The 14,793-nt window shown below is 58.6% G+C and carries 16 protein-coding genes, 1 other RNA gene and 1 pseudogene; 8 read left to right on the top strand and 10 right to left on the bottom strand.

Annotation, left to right across the window (positions count from 1 at the left end; all coding sequences use genetic code 11):
* Positions 1–74 precede the first annotated feature (74 nt).
* The 3 genes from BK658_RS03005 (at position 75) to BK658_RS03015 (ending at position 3,183) form a co-directional block, all read left to right on the top strand.
* The gene (locus tag BK658_RS03005) at positions 75–1,217 is read left to right on the top strand and encodes a DegT/DnrJ/EryC1/StrS family aminotransferase (protein WP_123581002.1); all 1,143 of its coding nucleotides are present in this window, start codon (positions 75–77) and stop codon (positions 1,215–1,217) included.
* A 377-nt stretch (positions 1,218–1,594) separates the two neighbouring features.
* Positions 1,595–2,284: a hypothetical protein gene (locus BK658_RS03010; protein ID WP_123581003.1), complete on the top strand. Its 690-nt coding sequence runs from the start codon at positions 1,595–1,597 to the stop codon at positions 2,282–2,284.
* Positions 2,285–2,463: 179 nt separating this feature from the next.
* The gene (locus BK658_RS03015) at positions 2,464–3,183 is read left to right on the top strand and encodes a hypothetical protein (RefSeq protein ID WP_123581157.1); all 720 of its coding nucleotides are present in this window, start codon (positions 2,464–2,466) and stop codon (positions 3,181–3,183) included.
* A gap of 97 nt (positions 3,184–3,280) precedes the next feature.
* Here the strand turns inward: BK658_RS03015 and gcvH are convergent, their stop codons facing one another.
* The 9 genes and pseudogenes from gcvH to BK658_RS03060 form a co-directional block, all read right to left on the bottom strand.
* A complete protein-coding gene (gcvH, locus tag BK658_RS03020; protein WP_123581004.1) occupies positions 3,281–3,664 on the bottom strand; it encodes a glycine cleavage system protein GcvH in 384 nt (127 codons plus the stop codon).
* A gap of 51 nt (positions 3,665–3,715) precedes the next feature.
* On the bottom strand, positions 3,716–4,798 hold the full coding sequence (gcvT, locus tag BK658_RS03025) for a glycine cleavage system aminomethyltransferase GcvT (RefSeq protein WP_123581005.1): 1,083 nt from the start codon (positions 4,796–4,798) through the stop codon (positions 3,716–3,718).
* A gap of 155 nt (positions 4,799–4,953) precedes the next feature.
* On the bottom strand, positions 4,954–6,570 hold the full coding sequence (locus BK658_RS03030) for an ABC transporter permease (RefSeq protein ID WP_123581006.1): 1,617 nt from the start codon (positions 6,568–6,570) through the stop codon (positions 4,954–4,956).
* Between the two features lie 155 nt (positions 6,571–6,725).
* Positions 6,726–7,727: an extracellular solute-binding protein gene (locus tag BK658_RS03035; protein ID WP_123581007.1), complete on the bottom strand. Its 1,002-nt coding sequence runs from the start codon at positions 7,725–7,727 to the stop codon at positions 6,726–6,728.
* A gap of 220 nt (positions 7,728–7,947) precedes the next feature.
* Positions 7,948–9,165 carry a 2-octaprenyl-3-methyl-6-methoxy-1,4-benzoquinol hydroxylase gene (locus tag BK658_RS03040; RefSeq protein WP_185019773.1) on the bottom strand — a complete coding sequence of 406 codons (1,218 nt, stop codon included), beginning with the start codon at positions 9,163–9,165 and terminating at the stop codon, positions 7,948–7,950.
* A gap of 9 nt (positions 9,166–9,174) precedes the next feature.
* Positions 9,175–9,273: pseudogene (locus tag BK658_RS30235) on the bottom strand (tetrameric acyl-CoA thioesterase); the annotation flags it as partial.
* Positions 9,272–10,459: a 2-octaprenyl-6-methoxyphenyl hydroxylase gene (ubiH, locus tag BK658_RS03050; protein WP_123581009.1), complete on the bottom strand. Its 1,188-nt coding sequence runs from the start codon at positions 10,457–10,459 to the stop codon at positions 9,272–9,274. The gene ubiH and the pseudogene BK658_RS30235, both read right to left, overlap by 2 nt.
* A complete protein-coding gene (gene pepP, locus BK658_RS03055; RefSeq protein ID WP_123581010.1) occupies positions 10,456–11,790 on the bottom strand; it encodes a Xaa-Pro aminopeptidase in 1,335 nt (444 codons plus the stop codon). Before pepP ends, ubiH begins: the two co-directional genes overlap by 4 nt.
* Before the next feature lie 27 nt (positions 11,791–11,817).
* Positions 11,818–12,378 carry a YecA/YgfB family protein gene (locus tag BK658_RS03060; protein ID WP_123581011.1) on the bottom strand — a complete coding sequence of 187 codons (561 nt, stop codon included), beginning with the start codon at positions 12,376–12,378 and terminating at the stop codon, positions 11,818–11,820.
* 128 nt (positions 12,379–12,506) lie between these two features.
* Between BK658_RS03060 and BK658_RS03065 the strand changes: the two genes are divergently transcribed.
* The 4 genes from BK658_RS03065 (at position 12,507) to BK658_RS03080 (ending at position 13,932) form a co-directional block, all read left to right on the top strand.
* The gene (locus tag BK658_RS03065) at positions 12,507–12,716 is read left to right on the top strand and encodes a TIGR02449 family protein (protein ID WP_007982902.1); all 210 of its coding nucleotides are present in this window, start codon (positions 12,507–12,509) and stop codon (positions 12,714–12,716) included.
* Positions 12,713–13,030 carry a cell division protein ZapA gene (locus BK658_RS03070; protein WP_123581012.1) on the top strand — a complete coding sequence of 106 codons (318 nt, stop codon included), beginning with the start codon at positions 12,713–12,715 and terminating at the stop codon, positions 13,028–13,030. The genes BK658_RS03065 and BK658_RS03070 overlap by 4 nt, the downstream gene beginning before the upstream one ends.
* A gap of 30 nt (positions 13,031–13,060) precedes the next feature.
* Positions 13,061–13,239: non-coding RNA, 6S RNA (gene ssrS / locus BK658_RS03075), on the top strand.
* An 87-nt stretch (positions 13,240–13,326) separates the two neighbouring features.
* Complete coding sequence (locus tag BK658_RS03080; protein ID WP_054598197.1) at positions 13,327–13,932, top strand: 5-formyltetrahydrofolate cyclo-ligase; 606 nt, start codon at positions 13,327–13,329, stop codon at positions 13,930–13,932.
* 42 nt (positions 13,933–13,974) lie between these two features.
* On the opposite strand, the gene BK658_RS29910 is transcribed toward BK658_RS03080, so the two are convergent.
* Positions 13,975–14,133: a hypothetical protein gene (locus BK658_RS29910; protein WP_178098566.1), complete on the bottom strand. Its 159-nt coding sequence runs from the start codon at positions 14,131–14,133 to the stop codon at positions 13,975–13,977.
* Between the two features lie 195 nt (positions 14,134–14,328).
* Between BK658_RS29910 and BK658_RS03085 the strand changes: the two genes are divergently transcribed.
* A complete protein-coding gene (locus BK658_RS03085) occupies positions 14,329–14,781 on the top strand; it encodes an EVE domain-containing protein (protein WP_123581013.1) in 453 nt (150 codons plus the stop codon).
* The last annotated feature ends 12 nt before the right edge of the window (positions 14,782–14,793 follow it).

The raw sequence follows: 14,793 nt of genomic DNA on the forward strand, positions 1-14,793 counted from the left end.
GCGTCTTTGCTCAATCAGGCTCATCATGTGCGGCGCATATATCTACCGTCAGCCAATCGGGTGCACTGATCGTCATGAGCCAACTGCCTTTTCTGCCGTTTTCCAAACCTACTATCGATGAAGCCACAATTGCCGCTGTCGGCGATGTCTTGCGCTCCGGCTGGATCACCAGCGGGCCCAAGGTTCAGGCGTTCGAAGCCCAGCTCTCGGAGTTTTTTGGCGGCCGTCCGGTGCGCACGTTCAACTCCGGGACCTGCACCATGGAGATCGCGCTGCGCATCGCCGGGATCGGTGCCGGTGACGAAGTCATCACCACGCCGATTTCCTGGGTCGCCACGGCCAACGTGATTCTCGAAGTGGGCGCCACCCCGGTGTTTGCCGACATCGACCCGATCACCCGCAACATCGACCTGGACCAGCTCGAAGCAGCCATTACCCCGCGCACCAAGGCCATTATCCCGGTGTTCCTCGCCGGTTTGCCGGTGGACATGAGCCGCCTGTATGCGATCGCCAAGAAACACGGCCTGCGCATTGTCGAAGACGCCGCCCAGGCATTGGGTTCGAGCTGGAATGGTCAGCGCATCGGCGCCACGGGCGACTTCGTGTCGTTCAGCTTCCAGGCGAACAAGAACGTCACCTCCTCGGAAGGTGGCTGCCTGGTATTGAACAACGCTGAAGAAGTGCGCCTGGCCGAGAAATATCGCCTGCAAGGCGTGACCCGTACCGGCTTCGACGGCCTGGACGTCGATGTGCTGGGTGGCAAGTTCAACATGACCGACGTGGCAGCAGCCATTGGCCTGGGCCAATTCGCTCACATCGACGCCATCACCGCTCACCGCCGCGAATTGGCCAAGCATTACTTCGCCTGCTTCGGCAGCGATTTCGAAGCCAAATATGGTGCGCAGCTGCCACCGGCAGACTTCACCAACAGCAACTGGCACTTGTTCCAGCTGGTACTGCCAGAGCGCAAGGACGGCAAACCGGCCCGCGCGACCTTCATGGAGCAAATGCAGGAACTGGGCGTCGGCATCGGCTACCACTACCCGCCGATCCACCTGCTGAGCCTTTACCGCGAACGCGGTTTCAAGGAAGGCATGTTCCCGGTGTCCGAACGCGTCGGTCGCCTGATCGTCTCGCTGCCGATGTTCACGGCCATGAGCAAAAGCGATGTCGAGCGTTCAGTAGCGGCGGTGAAGGCTGTCTTGCAAAACGCCTGAGTCACCTGTCCAGCCTTTGAACAGGCTGACACTTGTAACACTCAAAACGCCCAATGCACTGCATTGGGCGTTTTTTATTCTGGCTATGAACATAGTTACGGATAGCTATATATATGCCTTCACTTACCCGACTGTTTGCGCCAAAAACCAGACTTTCAACTGGCCCAATTTTGATAGCACCCGCAACCCGGTGTTAAATCTGCATTAATCAACAAATTCACTTTTTTGAAAAATTCAATCGCGATAGATAAAATCCGGCAATAGCCAATAAATCTATAGATCAAAAATCTGCATGCTATGTTTGTCTAGGGCTGGACAGCGGCGATAACAAAGCCCCTGCACAGTTACAAAACCTACGCTGAAATGGAGTTCAAAAAATGAGCCAACAAATTATTTTGTTTATTGAAGAAGAACAATTGAAAGCACAAAAAGACAACAACTACAGTCTCTACCTGGCAAAAAAGGTAAACAACGACTTCACTGTTATCTGGCAATCGAAAGGACCCGTAGCCAGTGTCGGCAACCCTAGCTATCAATACAAAAACACCTTTGACATTACGACTCCGTCGTTCATGGTCAACTATACAAACGACCCCGTAACAACCGGCAATGTCACTTTCACCTCCGGTGGAAAAAACCGGGCAATCAGCACAGGTCAGTCAACCATCCTGGATGCAAACGGAATGTTTTCACAGCCGGCAAATAAGGATGCCAAGCCATCGGATGTTGTAATCATCAACCAATTACAAGCCAACCCACATGAAATCTTACTGGATGCCGCAGGAAAAAATATCTGGGTAAACCGTCAGAGCGGCATGAACATTGGCACCGCGACGCTGACACCAAAAAGTGAATACCAACTATGGTTCGGCAATATTCAAGAAACAGGCTCATTAATTGCCCAAAACCTGTCTAACCCGACGCAACAGAAATTGGTCGATGGGGATAGCATTGTCATCACCTATACCAACAGCGGCACCTGGGTGAATGGCGAGCCAGCCAACCGCCTGAGCGCCAAACAAATCCAGGAGCTTCACGCCAGAGTCGGGATCAAAGAACCAGCCTAGCAAGCGGGCTGATCAAGCATCACCTGCGAAACGCAGGCGTTTCTTAGGTCAATGAAAACCCTGTATATCCTGGATCTACAGGGTTTTTTATTGAGAGCACCGAGGCCGTAGTCATATTGGGTCTGGTGGATTCGGAACTCCGCCATGAAATCACCCACAGGATGAATGGGAGATCAGCCGTGAGCACTCAAACCATTATCGTTTATATTGAAGAGGCTCAATTGATTGCACAAAAGACCAATAACTATAGCCTCTATCTGGCAAAAAAAGTAAACAACACCTTCACCGTTATCTGGTTTTTGAAAACCCCACTTGCCACGCCAAACCAACCCGCTTATCAATACCAAAACAGATTCGACATTGCCAACAACTCCTACATGGTTAACTTTACAACGACGCCACTACAAGAAGGCGATATCACCTTCACCTCAGGAGGAAAAAACCTGCCCATCAACACCGGCCAAACAACGACATTAGATATATATGGCGTGTTCAGCACCGCAAAGAATAATGGTACTCAGGGAGATGTTACAATTTACAACCAACTGCCGGCCAATCCTCGTGAAATATTACTGGACTCCACAGGTCGTAGTATTTGGGTGAACTGTTCAGGTGGCATGAGTATCGGCACAGTCATCATGACACCAAAAAACGAGTTTCAGTTATGGTTCGGCCCAGCCCAGATAGCGGGTTCGTTAATCCCCGGCAGTCTATCCAACCCTTACGTCCTCACCATAAACGACGGAGAAACGCAAACGATCACTTACAATAACAGTGGTGCCTGGGTTTCTGGCGAACCGGCAAAGCGCCTGACAACAATAGAAGTAACGGAACTTCATGCCAGGGTAAATAAAGCGGTGATGCAGGCCACGTTAACTGCCCGTCGAACTAGCAACTAAGCTATTTAGAGCTTACACACGGCGCTCAACGAAAAACGCCGCACCCCCCGATAAGGGAAACGCGGCGTTCTTGCAGCGGATTCGCTTCTGGCGGTGATTACTCGCCGATGGCGGCCTTGTAGGCCATTGCGTCGAGCAGGTTGTTCAGCTCAGAGGTATCACTCGGCTCGAGTTTGAAGAACCAGCTGTCGTATGGCGCGCTGTTAACCAGCTCCGGGCTGTTGGCCAGCTCTTCGTTAACGGCGATGACTGTACCGGAGACCGGTGAGTAGATATCCGAAGCGGCCTTGACCGACTCGACTACGCCCGCAGCTTCACCGGCAGCGAAGACTTTGCCGATTTCCGGCAGCTCGACGAACACCACATCGCCCAAGGCTTCCTGAGCATGGTCTGAAATACCGACTTTTACGCCGCCATCTTCATCCAGACGCGCCCACTCGTGACTTTCGGCAAAACGCAGGTCGGTAGGGATATCGCTCATGTTCTGTATCCTCAAGAAGAAATATCAGCGGTGCTGGCCCGCCAGAGAAAGTTAGATCAGGGTTTTGCCGTGACGCACGAAAGTCGGTTTGACCACCCGAACCGGGTACCACTTGCCACGAATTTCCACTTCAGCCCGGTCGGCGGTCGCCATCGGCACCCGCGCCAAGGCAATCGATTTGCTAAGCGTAGGAGAGAAACTACCACTGGTGATCTCACCTTCGCCAACATCAGCGATGCGAACCACCTGATGGGCGCGTAAAACCCCACGCTCTTCGAGCACCAGACCAACCAGTTTTTGCTTCACCCCTGCTGCCCGTTCAGCCTCAAGCGCAGCCCGGCCGATGAACTGGCGAGTGGCCGGTTCCCAGGCAATGCTCCAGGCCATATTGGAAGCCAGCGGAGAGACGTCCTGATGAATGTCCTGACCGTATAGGTTCATTCCGGCCTCAAGACGCAGCGTGTCGCGAGCGCCGAGGCCAATAGGCGATATGCCCGCACCGACCAGATCATTGAAGAATCCCGGCGCCTGATCGGCCGGCAAGGCAATCTCCAGACCGTCTTCGCCGGTGTAACCGGTACGGGCGATGAACCAGTCACCGTCACATTGACCTTCGAACGGTTTGAGTTGCTGGATCAGCGTGCCACGGGACTGGGTCACCAGTTCGGCGATCTTTTGCCGCGCCTGCGGACCTTGAATCGCCAACATCGCCAACTCGCTGCGCTCGTGCAGTTGCACCTGATAGTCGCCGAGTTGGGCCTGCATCCAGGCCATGTCCTGATCACGGGTGGCGGCGTTCACCACCAGGCGGTAAGCATCTTCCAGGCGATAGACAATCATGTCGTCGACCACCCCGCCCCGCTTATTGAGCATGGTGCTGTACAAGGCACGGCCGACGCTGTGCAGACGTTCGACATCATTGGCCAGCAAATGCTGGAGCCAGGCTTTGGCCTGAGGGCCGCTGACATCGATTACGGTCATATGGGAAACATCGAAAACCCCACAGTCGCGGCGCACCTGATGGTGTTCCTCAACCTGTGAGCCGTAATGCAATGGCATATCCCAACCGCCAAAATCGACCATCTTCGCGCCAAGTGCGAGATGAAGGTCATACAGAGGCGTGCGCTGTCCCATGGGTTTCTCCTTCCGGGCGTGGCGAAGGTACGGACAGGCGCTGTATGGTTGAAAGCCTTGAAGTAGAAGGCTTTCAGCCTATTTCAGCGACCCGGTCTGAAGGACGATCCGCACCGAATGCCGCGCATTGTAGCCGCAAGGTGTAGGACTGGCACCTAGCCGTTTTGATGTGCCGAACGGCGAATCAACCCGATGACGGGTAACAGGCCTACCAGAATCATTGTCAGCGCAGGCAACGACGCCCGGGCCCACTCGCCTTCGCTGGTCATTTCGAAGATCCGCACCGCCAGCGTGTCCCAGCCAAACGGGCGCATCAGCAAGGTCGCGGGCATTTCCTTGAGCACATCGACGAACACCAGCAGCGCCGCGCTCAACGTGCCGGGCAGCAGCAACGGCAGATATACCTTGAAAAACAGTCGTGGCCCACTGACACCCAAACAACGTGCAGCTTCTGGCAACGACGGACGGATCCGCGCCAGGCTATTTTCCAACGGCCCGTAGGCCACCGCGATAAAGCGCACCAGATACGCCAGCAACAACGCCGACAGGCTGCCCAGCAGCAACGGTTTGCCCGCGCCGCCAAGCCAGCCCGACAGCGGCACCACCAGTTCACGGTCCAGGTAACTGAACGCCAGCATGATCGATACCGCCAGCACCGATCCGGGCAAGGCGTAGCCGATGTTGGCCAGGCTGACCCCGGAACGAATCGTCCGGGTCGGTGCCAGGCGCCGGGCGAATGCCAACACCAGCGCGACGCTGACGGTGATCAGCGCAGCCATGGCACCCAGGTACAACGTGTGGACGATCAGCCCGGCGTAACGCTCATCCAGGTCGAAGCGCCCGCGCTGCCAGAACCATGTCATCAGTTGCAGCAATGGAATGACAAATGCGCAGGCGAACACCAGCCCGCACCAGCTGCTGGCGGCCACAGCCTTGAACCCGCGCAGGTGATAAAGCGCCTTGCCCCGGGGCCGCTCGTTACTCGCCCGGCTGGCGCCACGCGCACGCCGCTCGCCGTACAGCAGCAACATCACCACCAGCAGTAACAGGCTGGCCAGTTGTGCGGCGCTCGACAGGCTGAAAAAGCCGTACCAGGTTTTGTAGATCGCCGTGGTGAACGTGTCGAAGTTGAACACCGATACTGCGCCGAAATCCGCCAGTGTCTCCATCAATGCCAAGGCCACACCGGCACCAATCGCCGGCCGGGCCATCGGCAAGGCCACGCGCCAGAATGCTTGCCAGGGTGACTGGCCGAGCACGCGCGCAGCCTCCATCAGGCCTTTGCCCTGGGCTAGAAACGCCGTGCGCGCCAGCAAGTAGACGTAGGGATAGAACACCAGCACCAATACCAGAATCACCCCGCCCGTAGAACGGACGCGCGGCAGCCGCAAACCACTGCCGAACCACTCGCGAAGCAGGGTTTGCACAGGGCCTGCGAAATCCAGCAATCCGACGAAAACGAACGCCAGCACATAGGCCGGGATCGCAAACGGCAACATCAGCGCCCAATCCAGCCAACGACGTCCGGGAAATTCGCAGAGGCTGGTCAGCCACGCCAGGCTGACGCCCAACAGCGTTACGCCAACCCCGACGCCGAGGATCAGCGTCAGGGTGTTGCCCAGCAAGCGCGGCATCTGGGTTTGCCACAGGTGCGACCAGATCTGCATATCGACGGTTTGCCACGACAGCAGCAACACACTCAGTGGCAGCAGCACCAGGGCGGCAACGACGAAAACCAGCGGATACCAGCGGCGTTGGGCGGGATGGGCCAAAAAAATCTCTCTCAAATGATTGTGCCCACGCTCTGCGTGGGCACATAGCCTGTGACGCTCCGCGTCACGCTTGAAAGGGTCAGACGCGGAGCGTCTGGGGCTGCATTCCCACGCAGAGCATGGGAACGATCAGCGGGGTGCGGCATACCGGTGAGTCAGTTCCAGCCGGCGCGGTCCATCAGGCGAATGGCTTCAGCCTGACGCAGACCCGCCACTTCAACCGGCAGGGTGTCCGGGATAAACGTGCCCCAGGCCTCGACTTCAGCAGACGGTTTCACCGCCGGGTTGGCCGGGAATTCCTGGTTAGCGTCGGCGAAGATCTTTTGCGCTTCAGGTGTGGTCATCCATTCCACCAGAGCCTTGGCGGCTTCCGGGTGCGGGGCGTGTTTGGTCAGGCCAATGCCCGACAGGTTCACGTGTACGCCTCGGTCAGCCTGGTTCGGCCAGAACAGTTTGACCGGCAGGTCCGGCTTCTGCTGGTGCAGACGGCCGTAGTAGTACGTGTTGACGATACCGACGTCGCATTGCCCGGCGCTGATCGCTTGCAGTACGGCGATGTCGTCAGAGAACACGTCAGTGGACAGGTTGCGCACCCAACCCTTGAGGATATCTTCGGTTTTTTCGGCACCGTGGGTTTCAATCAGGGTTGCAGTCAACGACTGGTTATAGACCTTTCTCGCGGTACGCAGGCACAACCGGCCTTCCCACTGCTTGTCAGCCAGCGCTTCGTAAGTGCTCAGGTCCGAGGGTTTTACCCGGTCGGTGGAATAGGCGATGGTCCGCGCCCGCAGGCTCAGGCCGGTCCAGGCGTGAGACGCGGCGCGGTATTGCAGCGGGATATTGGTGTCGATCACCTTGGAGGTGAACGGCTGCAGGATGCCCATTTGCTCGGCCTGCCAAAGGTTGCCCGCATCGACGGTCAGCAGCAGGTCGGCGGTGGCGTTTTCGCCTTCGGCCTTGATGCGCTGCATCAGCGGCGCTTCCTTGTCGGTGATGAATTTCACCTTTACGCCGGTTTTTTGGGTGTAGGCATCGAAGACCGGTTTGATCAGCTCGTCGATACGCGAGGAGTAGACCACCACCTCGTCAGCGGCCTGGGCAGTGGTGCCGATCAGGATCAGGGCGAGGGCTGTCAGTAGACGCTTCGGTGCCAACATGGGAGCGGTCTCTCGAAATCAAAAATGAGTCGAAATGATAAGGACTCACATTTAGCTTCTCAACCGATCCCGCCCTGGAGGAGTTACGAGATGTTGCACCACCGGGGATTGATGGTGGATGTGCCGCCGCCATCGCGAGCAGGCTTGCTCCCACAAGGGGTTGCATTCCAATGTGGGAGCGAGCCTGCTCGCGAAGAGGTCATCAGCCTCACCAAAGACTTCAGGCCTTGGCCAGCTCCGGCAGATCCCCGATCAATCCAAGTGCTTCGCGTATGAACAACGCCTTGGCTTCGGGCATTTGGTCGACCATTTTCAACCCGGTATTACGCAACCAGCGCAGTGGCAACGGATCGGCCTGGAACAAGCGCTCAAAGCCTTCCATCGCCGCCATCAACACCAGGTTGTGCGGCATGCGCCGACGCTCGTAGCGGCTGAGGACTTTCACGTCCGCCAGGCGCTCACCACGGCTGGCCGCCTGCAGCAGCACTTCAGCCAACACTGCGGCATCGAGGAAACCGAGGTTGACGCCCTGCCCGGCCAACGGGTGAATGGTATGAGCCGCATCGCCGATCAGGGCCAGGCCTTCGGCCACATAGCGCTTGGCGTGGCGCTGACGCAACGGCACGCAAAGTCGCGGGTCGACACTCAGCACCTTGCCCAAACGCCCTTCGAAGGCGCGCTCCAGCTCACGGCAGAAACCTTCGTCATCCAGCGCCATCAGGCGTTCGGCTTCGCTCGGGGTGGTCGACCAGACGATCGAGCACCAGTCCTGCTGACCATCCCGCTCCAAGGGCAGGAATGCCAGCGGGCCGTGGTCGGTAAAACGCTGCCAGGCGGTCATTTGATGTGGCAGAGAGCTGCGAACGCTGGTGACGATGGCGTGATGCAGATAATCCCACTCACGAGTCGCGACACCGGTGAGGCGACGCACCGCCGAGTTGGCGCCGTCCGCCGCGATCACCAGCGGTGCGCGCAACGTGCGGCCATCGGCCAGGGTCAACAACCAGTCATCGCCGGAACGGCGCATCTGCTCCAGACGCGCGTTGGCCAGCAGGCCGAGGTCGCAATCATGCAGGCGATCGAGCAATGCATCCTGCACCACCCGGTTTTCGACGATGTGCCCGAGTGCCTCGGCGTGGACGCTGGTGGCCGAGAAATGAACCTGCCCGGTACCGCTGCCGTCCCAGACATGCATGTCGGAATAAGGGCTGCTACGCCGGCTGACAACGCCTTCCCACACCCCCAGGCGCTCCAGAATCCGCTGACTGGCGGCCGACAAGGCGCTCACTCGAGGCTCGAATGCCGACTGCGCATCGAAGGGTTTGACGCTCATGGGGCTGCCGTCGAGCAGCAGGACTTCCAGCCCGCTGTTCTGTAACGCCAGCGCCAACGCGCTCCCGACCATTCCGGCCCCGACAATCAGCAGATCTGCGCGCATTTCCATGCTTTAAGCCTGTCTCGCTTGCGGCTTAAGCCGCACGTAAAGGGTTTTATCGACCACGCTGCCAGCGCCGTCGTGAGTATCGAAACGCTGGGGTAACCACTCAACCATCGGAGCGTGTTCCCAACCCCATGGCTTGCCGGGCGAACCAGCGTTTGGCCGGCGGCAACAGATCGAGGCCCAACAGGCCGATGTTGCGTCCCAGCGAAACCAGTGGCTGGGTACTGCCGAACAATCGGGTGACCTGATCGGAGAAGCCCACGGTGAGGCTTTGATCCAGACGCTGGCGTTCGCGGTAAGCCTGCAAAGTGGCGAAGTCGCCCGGCGCACTAGGACTGGCGAGCAGCGCTTCGGCCAAGGCCTGGGCGTCGCGTAGCGACAGGTTGAAGCCCTGACCGGCAATCGGGTGCAAGCTGTGGGCAGCGTTGCCCAGCACGACCAGATGCGGACGTACCTGCTCTTCGGCTTCGATCAACGACAACGGGTATAGATTGCGCGCGCCCACCTGCTTGAGGGTGCCGAGACGATAGCCGAACACCCCCTGCAACTCGCTGAGGAAGCTGCGCTCATCGAGTGCCGCCAGACGCTGCGCGTCCATGCCTAAGCGAGTCCAGACCAGCGCGCAGCGGTTTTCCGGTAGCGGCAGCAAAGCCATCGGGCCGTCATCGGTGAAACGCTCGAACGCCATGCCGTTGTGGGCTTCGCTCGGGGTGATGTTGGCGATCAATGCACTTTGATTGTACGGACGCTTTTTGATGCCGATCCCCAACTGCTCGCGCAAGCCCGAACGGCCGCCATCGGCCAGCACCGCAAGGTCGCATTCAAGGCTGGTTTCGTCGTTGAGGGTCAGGCGGTAGCCGTCTTCCAACGGTTCCATGCGCGTGACTTCGGCCGGGCAGCGCCAGCTGATCACGTCCTTGTCCAGGCCCTGCCAGAGGCATTGACCCAGCCAGGCGTTTTCCACCACGTAACCCAGGGCAGGAACGCCCTCTTCCATGGCCGATAGACGCGCGGTAGAGAAACGCCCACGGTCGGAAACATGAATCTGTTTGATCGGCTCAGCGCGGCGGGAAATTTCCTGCCACAGGCCCAACCGCTGATAAATCTGCCGAGCGCCGAAGGACAGCGCCGAAGAGCGCGCGTCGTAGCTTGGCTGGTAGCTTTCGCCGGGGGCGAACGGTTCGATCAGCACGATTTTCCAGCCACGGGCGCGGGCACCGGCTTGCAACGCCAACGCCAGACTGGCGCCCACCAGACCGCCACCGATGATTGCCAGATTGACTCGACTCATGCCGCCTGGGTCCGTGCAGCGGCCATCAAGGCCTCGATCTCGGCGACCGTTCTCGGCACACCGTTGGTCAGAATTTCACAGCCCTGCTTGGTTACCACCACGTCATCCTCGATGCGCACGCCAATGCCGCGCCATTTCTTCGCCACGTTCAGATTGCCCGGGGCAATGTAGATACCCGGCTCGACGGTCAGCGTCATGCCGACTTCCAGCACCCGCCATTCACCGCCGACCTTGTACTCGCCGACGTCATGCACATCCATGCCCAGCCAATGACCGGCACGGTGCATGTAAAACGCCTTGTAGGCTTCGCTGGCGATCAACTCATCGACATCGCCCTGCAACAAACCGAGCTTCACCAGACCGGCAGTAATCACTTGAACCGTCGCCTCGTGCGCCTGGTTCCAGTGCTTGTTGGGAGCGATCTGGGCAAACGCGGCAGCTTGCGATTCCAGCACCAATTCGTAGATCGCCTTCTGTTCCGGCGAATACTTGCCATTGACCGGCCAGGTGCGGGTGATGTCACTGGCGTAGCAGTCGATTTCGCAACCGGCGTCGATCAGCACCAGATCGCCGTCCTTGAGCTGCGCGTCATTCTGCTGGTAATGCAGGATGCAGCTGTTGCGTCCGGCGGCGACGATCGAACCATAAGCCGGCATTTTCGCCCCGCCTTTGCGGAACTCGTAATCGAGCTCGGCTTCCAGGCTGAACTCATGCAAGCCGACACGGCAGGCCTGCATCGCACGAATGTGAGCCTGCGCGGAGATCCGTGCGGCTTCGCGCATCACCTTCACTTCTGCCGCCGATTTATACAGGCGCATGTCGTGCAGCAAATGATCCAGCGCAACGAATTCGTTCGGCGGCTGGGCGCCCAGGTTCGCCTTGGAACGAATCACGTTGATCCAGTCCATCAGGTGGCGGTCGAACTCCGGGTTGCTGCCCATGGCTGAATACACCCGGTCACGGCCTTCGATCAGGCCCGGCAGGATGTCGTCGATGTCGGTGATCGGAAAGGCATCGTCAGCACCGAAATCTCGGATCGCACCTTCCTGCCCGGCACGCAGGCCGTCCCACAGTTCACGTTCGGCATTGCGTTCACGGCAGAACAGGATGTATTCACCATGCTCACGACCGGGTATCAGCACGATGACGGCCTGAGGCTCGGGGAAACCGCTGAGGTACTGGAAGTTACTCTCCTGTCGGTAAACGTGCTCGACGTCGCGATTGCGGATCGCCACGGCGGCGGCCGGCAGGATTGCAATGCTGTTGGGTTCCATCTGCGCCATCAACGCCTTTCGGCGGCGGGTGTATTCCGATTTAGGGATATGAATCATGGGCAGATGGAAGTCCCTTGCAAACGATCAGTGCAGAGAAGGTTTGGCAGCTGCGGCTTGCGCCGGTTTTTTGGTCTCGGTGAACAGCAGCAATGGCGCGACCCGCAGGTACTCCATGACTTCCATATAGTCACTTTCGCCGTCGTCGGATTCTTCCAGCGCATCTTGCACCTGAGCGATAGCCGCGAGATCCTGCAGGACTTCGGTGGCTTCAGTGCTCAACATGCTGCTGTCACGGCAGTTCAGGCCGAAACCGCTGAGGAAGCCCTGACACCACTGGCCCAGTGCGACAGCACGTTCGGTCAGCGGCGCGTCATCGGTCGGCAGCAGTAGAACGACGGTCATGTCGTCGCTGGTCAGCTCGCCCTTGACCATCTCTTGCAGGCCGATCAGGGCATTGCGGACGTTGTCTTGTGGCTCGCCTTCGAGCAGCTCGGCGGCGTCGACCAGCCAGCCGTCGACTTCAAAGCCTGCGCCAGCGCAGCTGCGGCCGAGCAGCAGGCCGTGCAGTTCGGCAGGCGAGACAGGATGGCCGCTGGTGCTCAGCAGGGTGGCGAAGGCTTGATACGGAGAATTCTGAATGGGCATGGGCAGCTAGGCGCCAGACGGCGCTATGTCTAGAATGAAGGCCTTGTATCCTACATCGACAGACTCGCCAAGACTATTAAAGGCTTTCCGCCAGTTACCGCCCATCAGACAAATCCTGTGGAACACGTATGGAAGACACCGACTTGCAAGCGCTGATGGCCAGACTCGAACTGCTAATTACCCGAGTCGAGCAACTTAAGAGCCAAAACGGACTCTTATTAGCTCAGGAAAAGACCTGGCGCGAGGAACGCGCGCACCTCATTGAAAAAAACGAAATCGCCCGGCGTAAGGTCGAATCGATGATTTCGCGCCTCAAGGCCCTGGAGCAAGACTCATGAGTTCAAGCAATAGCGTTACCGTGCAGATCCTCGATAAAGAGTACTCGATCATTTGCCCCCAGGAAGAGCGCAGCAATCTGGTGAGCGCCGCCCGTTACCTGGACAGCAAAATGCGCGAAATTCGCAGCAGCGGCAAAGTCATCGGCGCCGATCGCATCGCCGTGATGGCCGCGCTGAACATCACCCACGATCTGCTGCACACACGGGAACGTCCTGATGTGCAGGCCAGTGGCTCGACCCGCGAGCAGGTGCGTGACCTGCTTGATCGCGTTGATCTGGTGCTTGCCACCGATCCGGATGTCAGCAAGGGCTGATTCCCGAAGGTGGTTGCGGTATACTCGCGCCACTCCCTGGGGTGCTTGCCAGTTGACGATGTCCCTGAGCCGATTCGCACTACCCTGGAAGTTGCACGTTGGGCTGGTGTGCATGTCCGCTAGACGGAAAGCCTTAAAGCCTACTGCATCTTCCACCTTGAACTTTCGGGTTCAAGGGCTAAGTCGACAGCGGTTCATCCGGGGAGCCTGATTCAAGCCGATGCCGGTTTTTGCCGGCATCGGCTTTTTACGACGTCACCGCCCTGGTGCCCTCGACACTCGAACAGCCCATGACGATGACCGAACCTGCGCCGCTATCCCGCCCGCAACTTCGACGCATGCTGCGCCAGGCCCGTCGCGCACTGAGCAACAGTGAGCAGCGCCAGGCCGCTCGCGGGCTGTATCGGCAATTGGCGCAACATCCGTTGTTCCGCCGCGCAAAACACATCTCCCTGTACCTGCCTACTGACGGTGAAATCGATCCGCGCCTGTTGCTGCGCGCCGCTCAACGCCGGGGCAAGGCGACTTACCTGCCCGTACTCAGCGCCTGGCCGCGAACCAAGATGGTCTTTCAGCGCATTCACCCCGGTGAAAAGCTGCGGCCTAACCGCTTTCGCATTCTCGAACCACGGGTCAACCAGGCTAAGCAACGCAAGGTCTGGGCACTGGATCTGGTGTTGTTGCCGCTGGTCGGTTTTGACGAACACGGCGGACGCCTGGGGATGGGGGGCGGCTTCTACGATCGCAGCCTGGCCTATCTGGCGCGCCGCAAGACCTGGCGCAAGCCGACGCTGCTGGGACTGGCCCATGAATGCCAGAAAGTCGAAAAGCTGGATCAAGCGAGCTGGGATGTGCCGATGCAGGGAACGGTGACTGACAGGAAGTGGTATTTCGCGGACTAGATCTGGACGCCACTGCCATCAGCGGCGTCGCTTGCAGCGGTTTTAGCGCTTGTGCGGCTTTAGAGGTTGTTTCTGTTGTTGCGCGACTTCGATCGGTGCATCAGTCTTGTTCGCCCACAGGCTTTGCGCATAACCCGTGGTTACGACGCCCAGGCCGAACACAATCACTAAAATCCACAGTAAATCCGGTTTGCGTTTCATCGATTGCCCCCCTCAAGGCATGTCGCACACGATGACAGCAACGGCCGAAATAGGCCGTGCTTGCCGCGTCTCGCTTAAAAGTCCGGCATTTTGCGGTAACGTGAAGCGACACGCAAACGCTGGCGTCAACCGACCGTCGGTTTGTCATAAAATCGCCGGACAACGTTCCCGACCACCGCTTTCGGAGCAAAAAAGATGGCCTACTGGCTTATGAAATCCGAGCCCGACGAGCTCTCGATCAAAGGCCTGGAGAAGCTCGGCGAAGCCCGCTGGGACGGCGTTCGCAACTATCAGGCACGCAACTTCCTGCGGGCCATGGCAGTCGGCGACGAGTTTTTCTTTTACCACTCCAGCTGCCCTGAACCGGGCATCGCCGGGATCGGCCGAATCATCGAAGCGGCGTACCCGGACCCGACGGCGCTGGAACCCGAGAGTGTTTACTTCGACCCGAAGGCCACGCCTGAGAAAAATGCCTGGAGCGCGATCAACGTTGGTCACGTCGAGACATTTCCCAACGTGCTGAAGCTCGACTATCTGAAACAACAGACGGCGCTGGCAGAGATGCCACTGGTACAGAAAGGCTCGCGACTGTCGGTGATGCCGGTGACGGCTGAGCAGTGGGCCGCGGTGATCGCCTTACGCTCGTGAGCAATGCGGCTA

Origin of the sequence: Pseudomonas brassicacearum, from assembly GCF_003732175.1 — a bacterium.
GTDB classification, from domain to species: domain Bacteria; phylum Pseudomonadota; class Gammaproteobacteria; order Pseudomonadales; family Pseudomonadaceae; genus Aquipseudomonas; species Aquipseudomonas brassicacearum_G.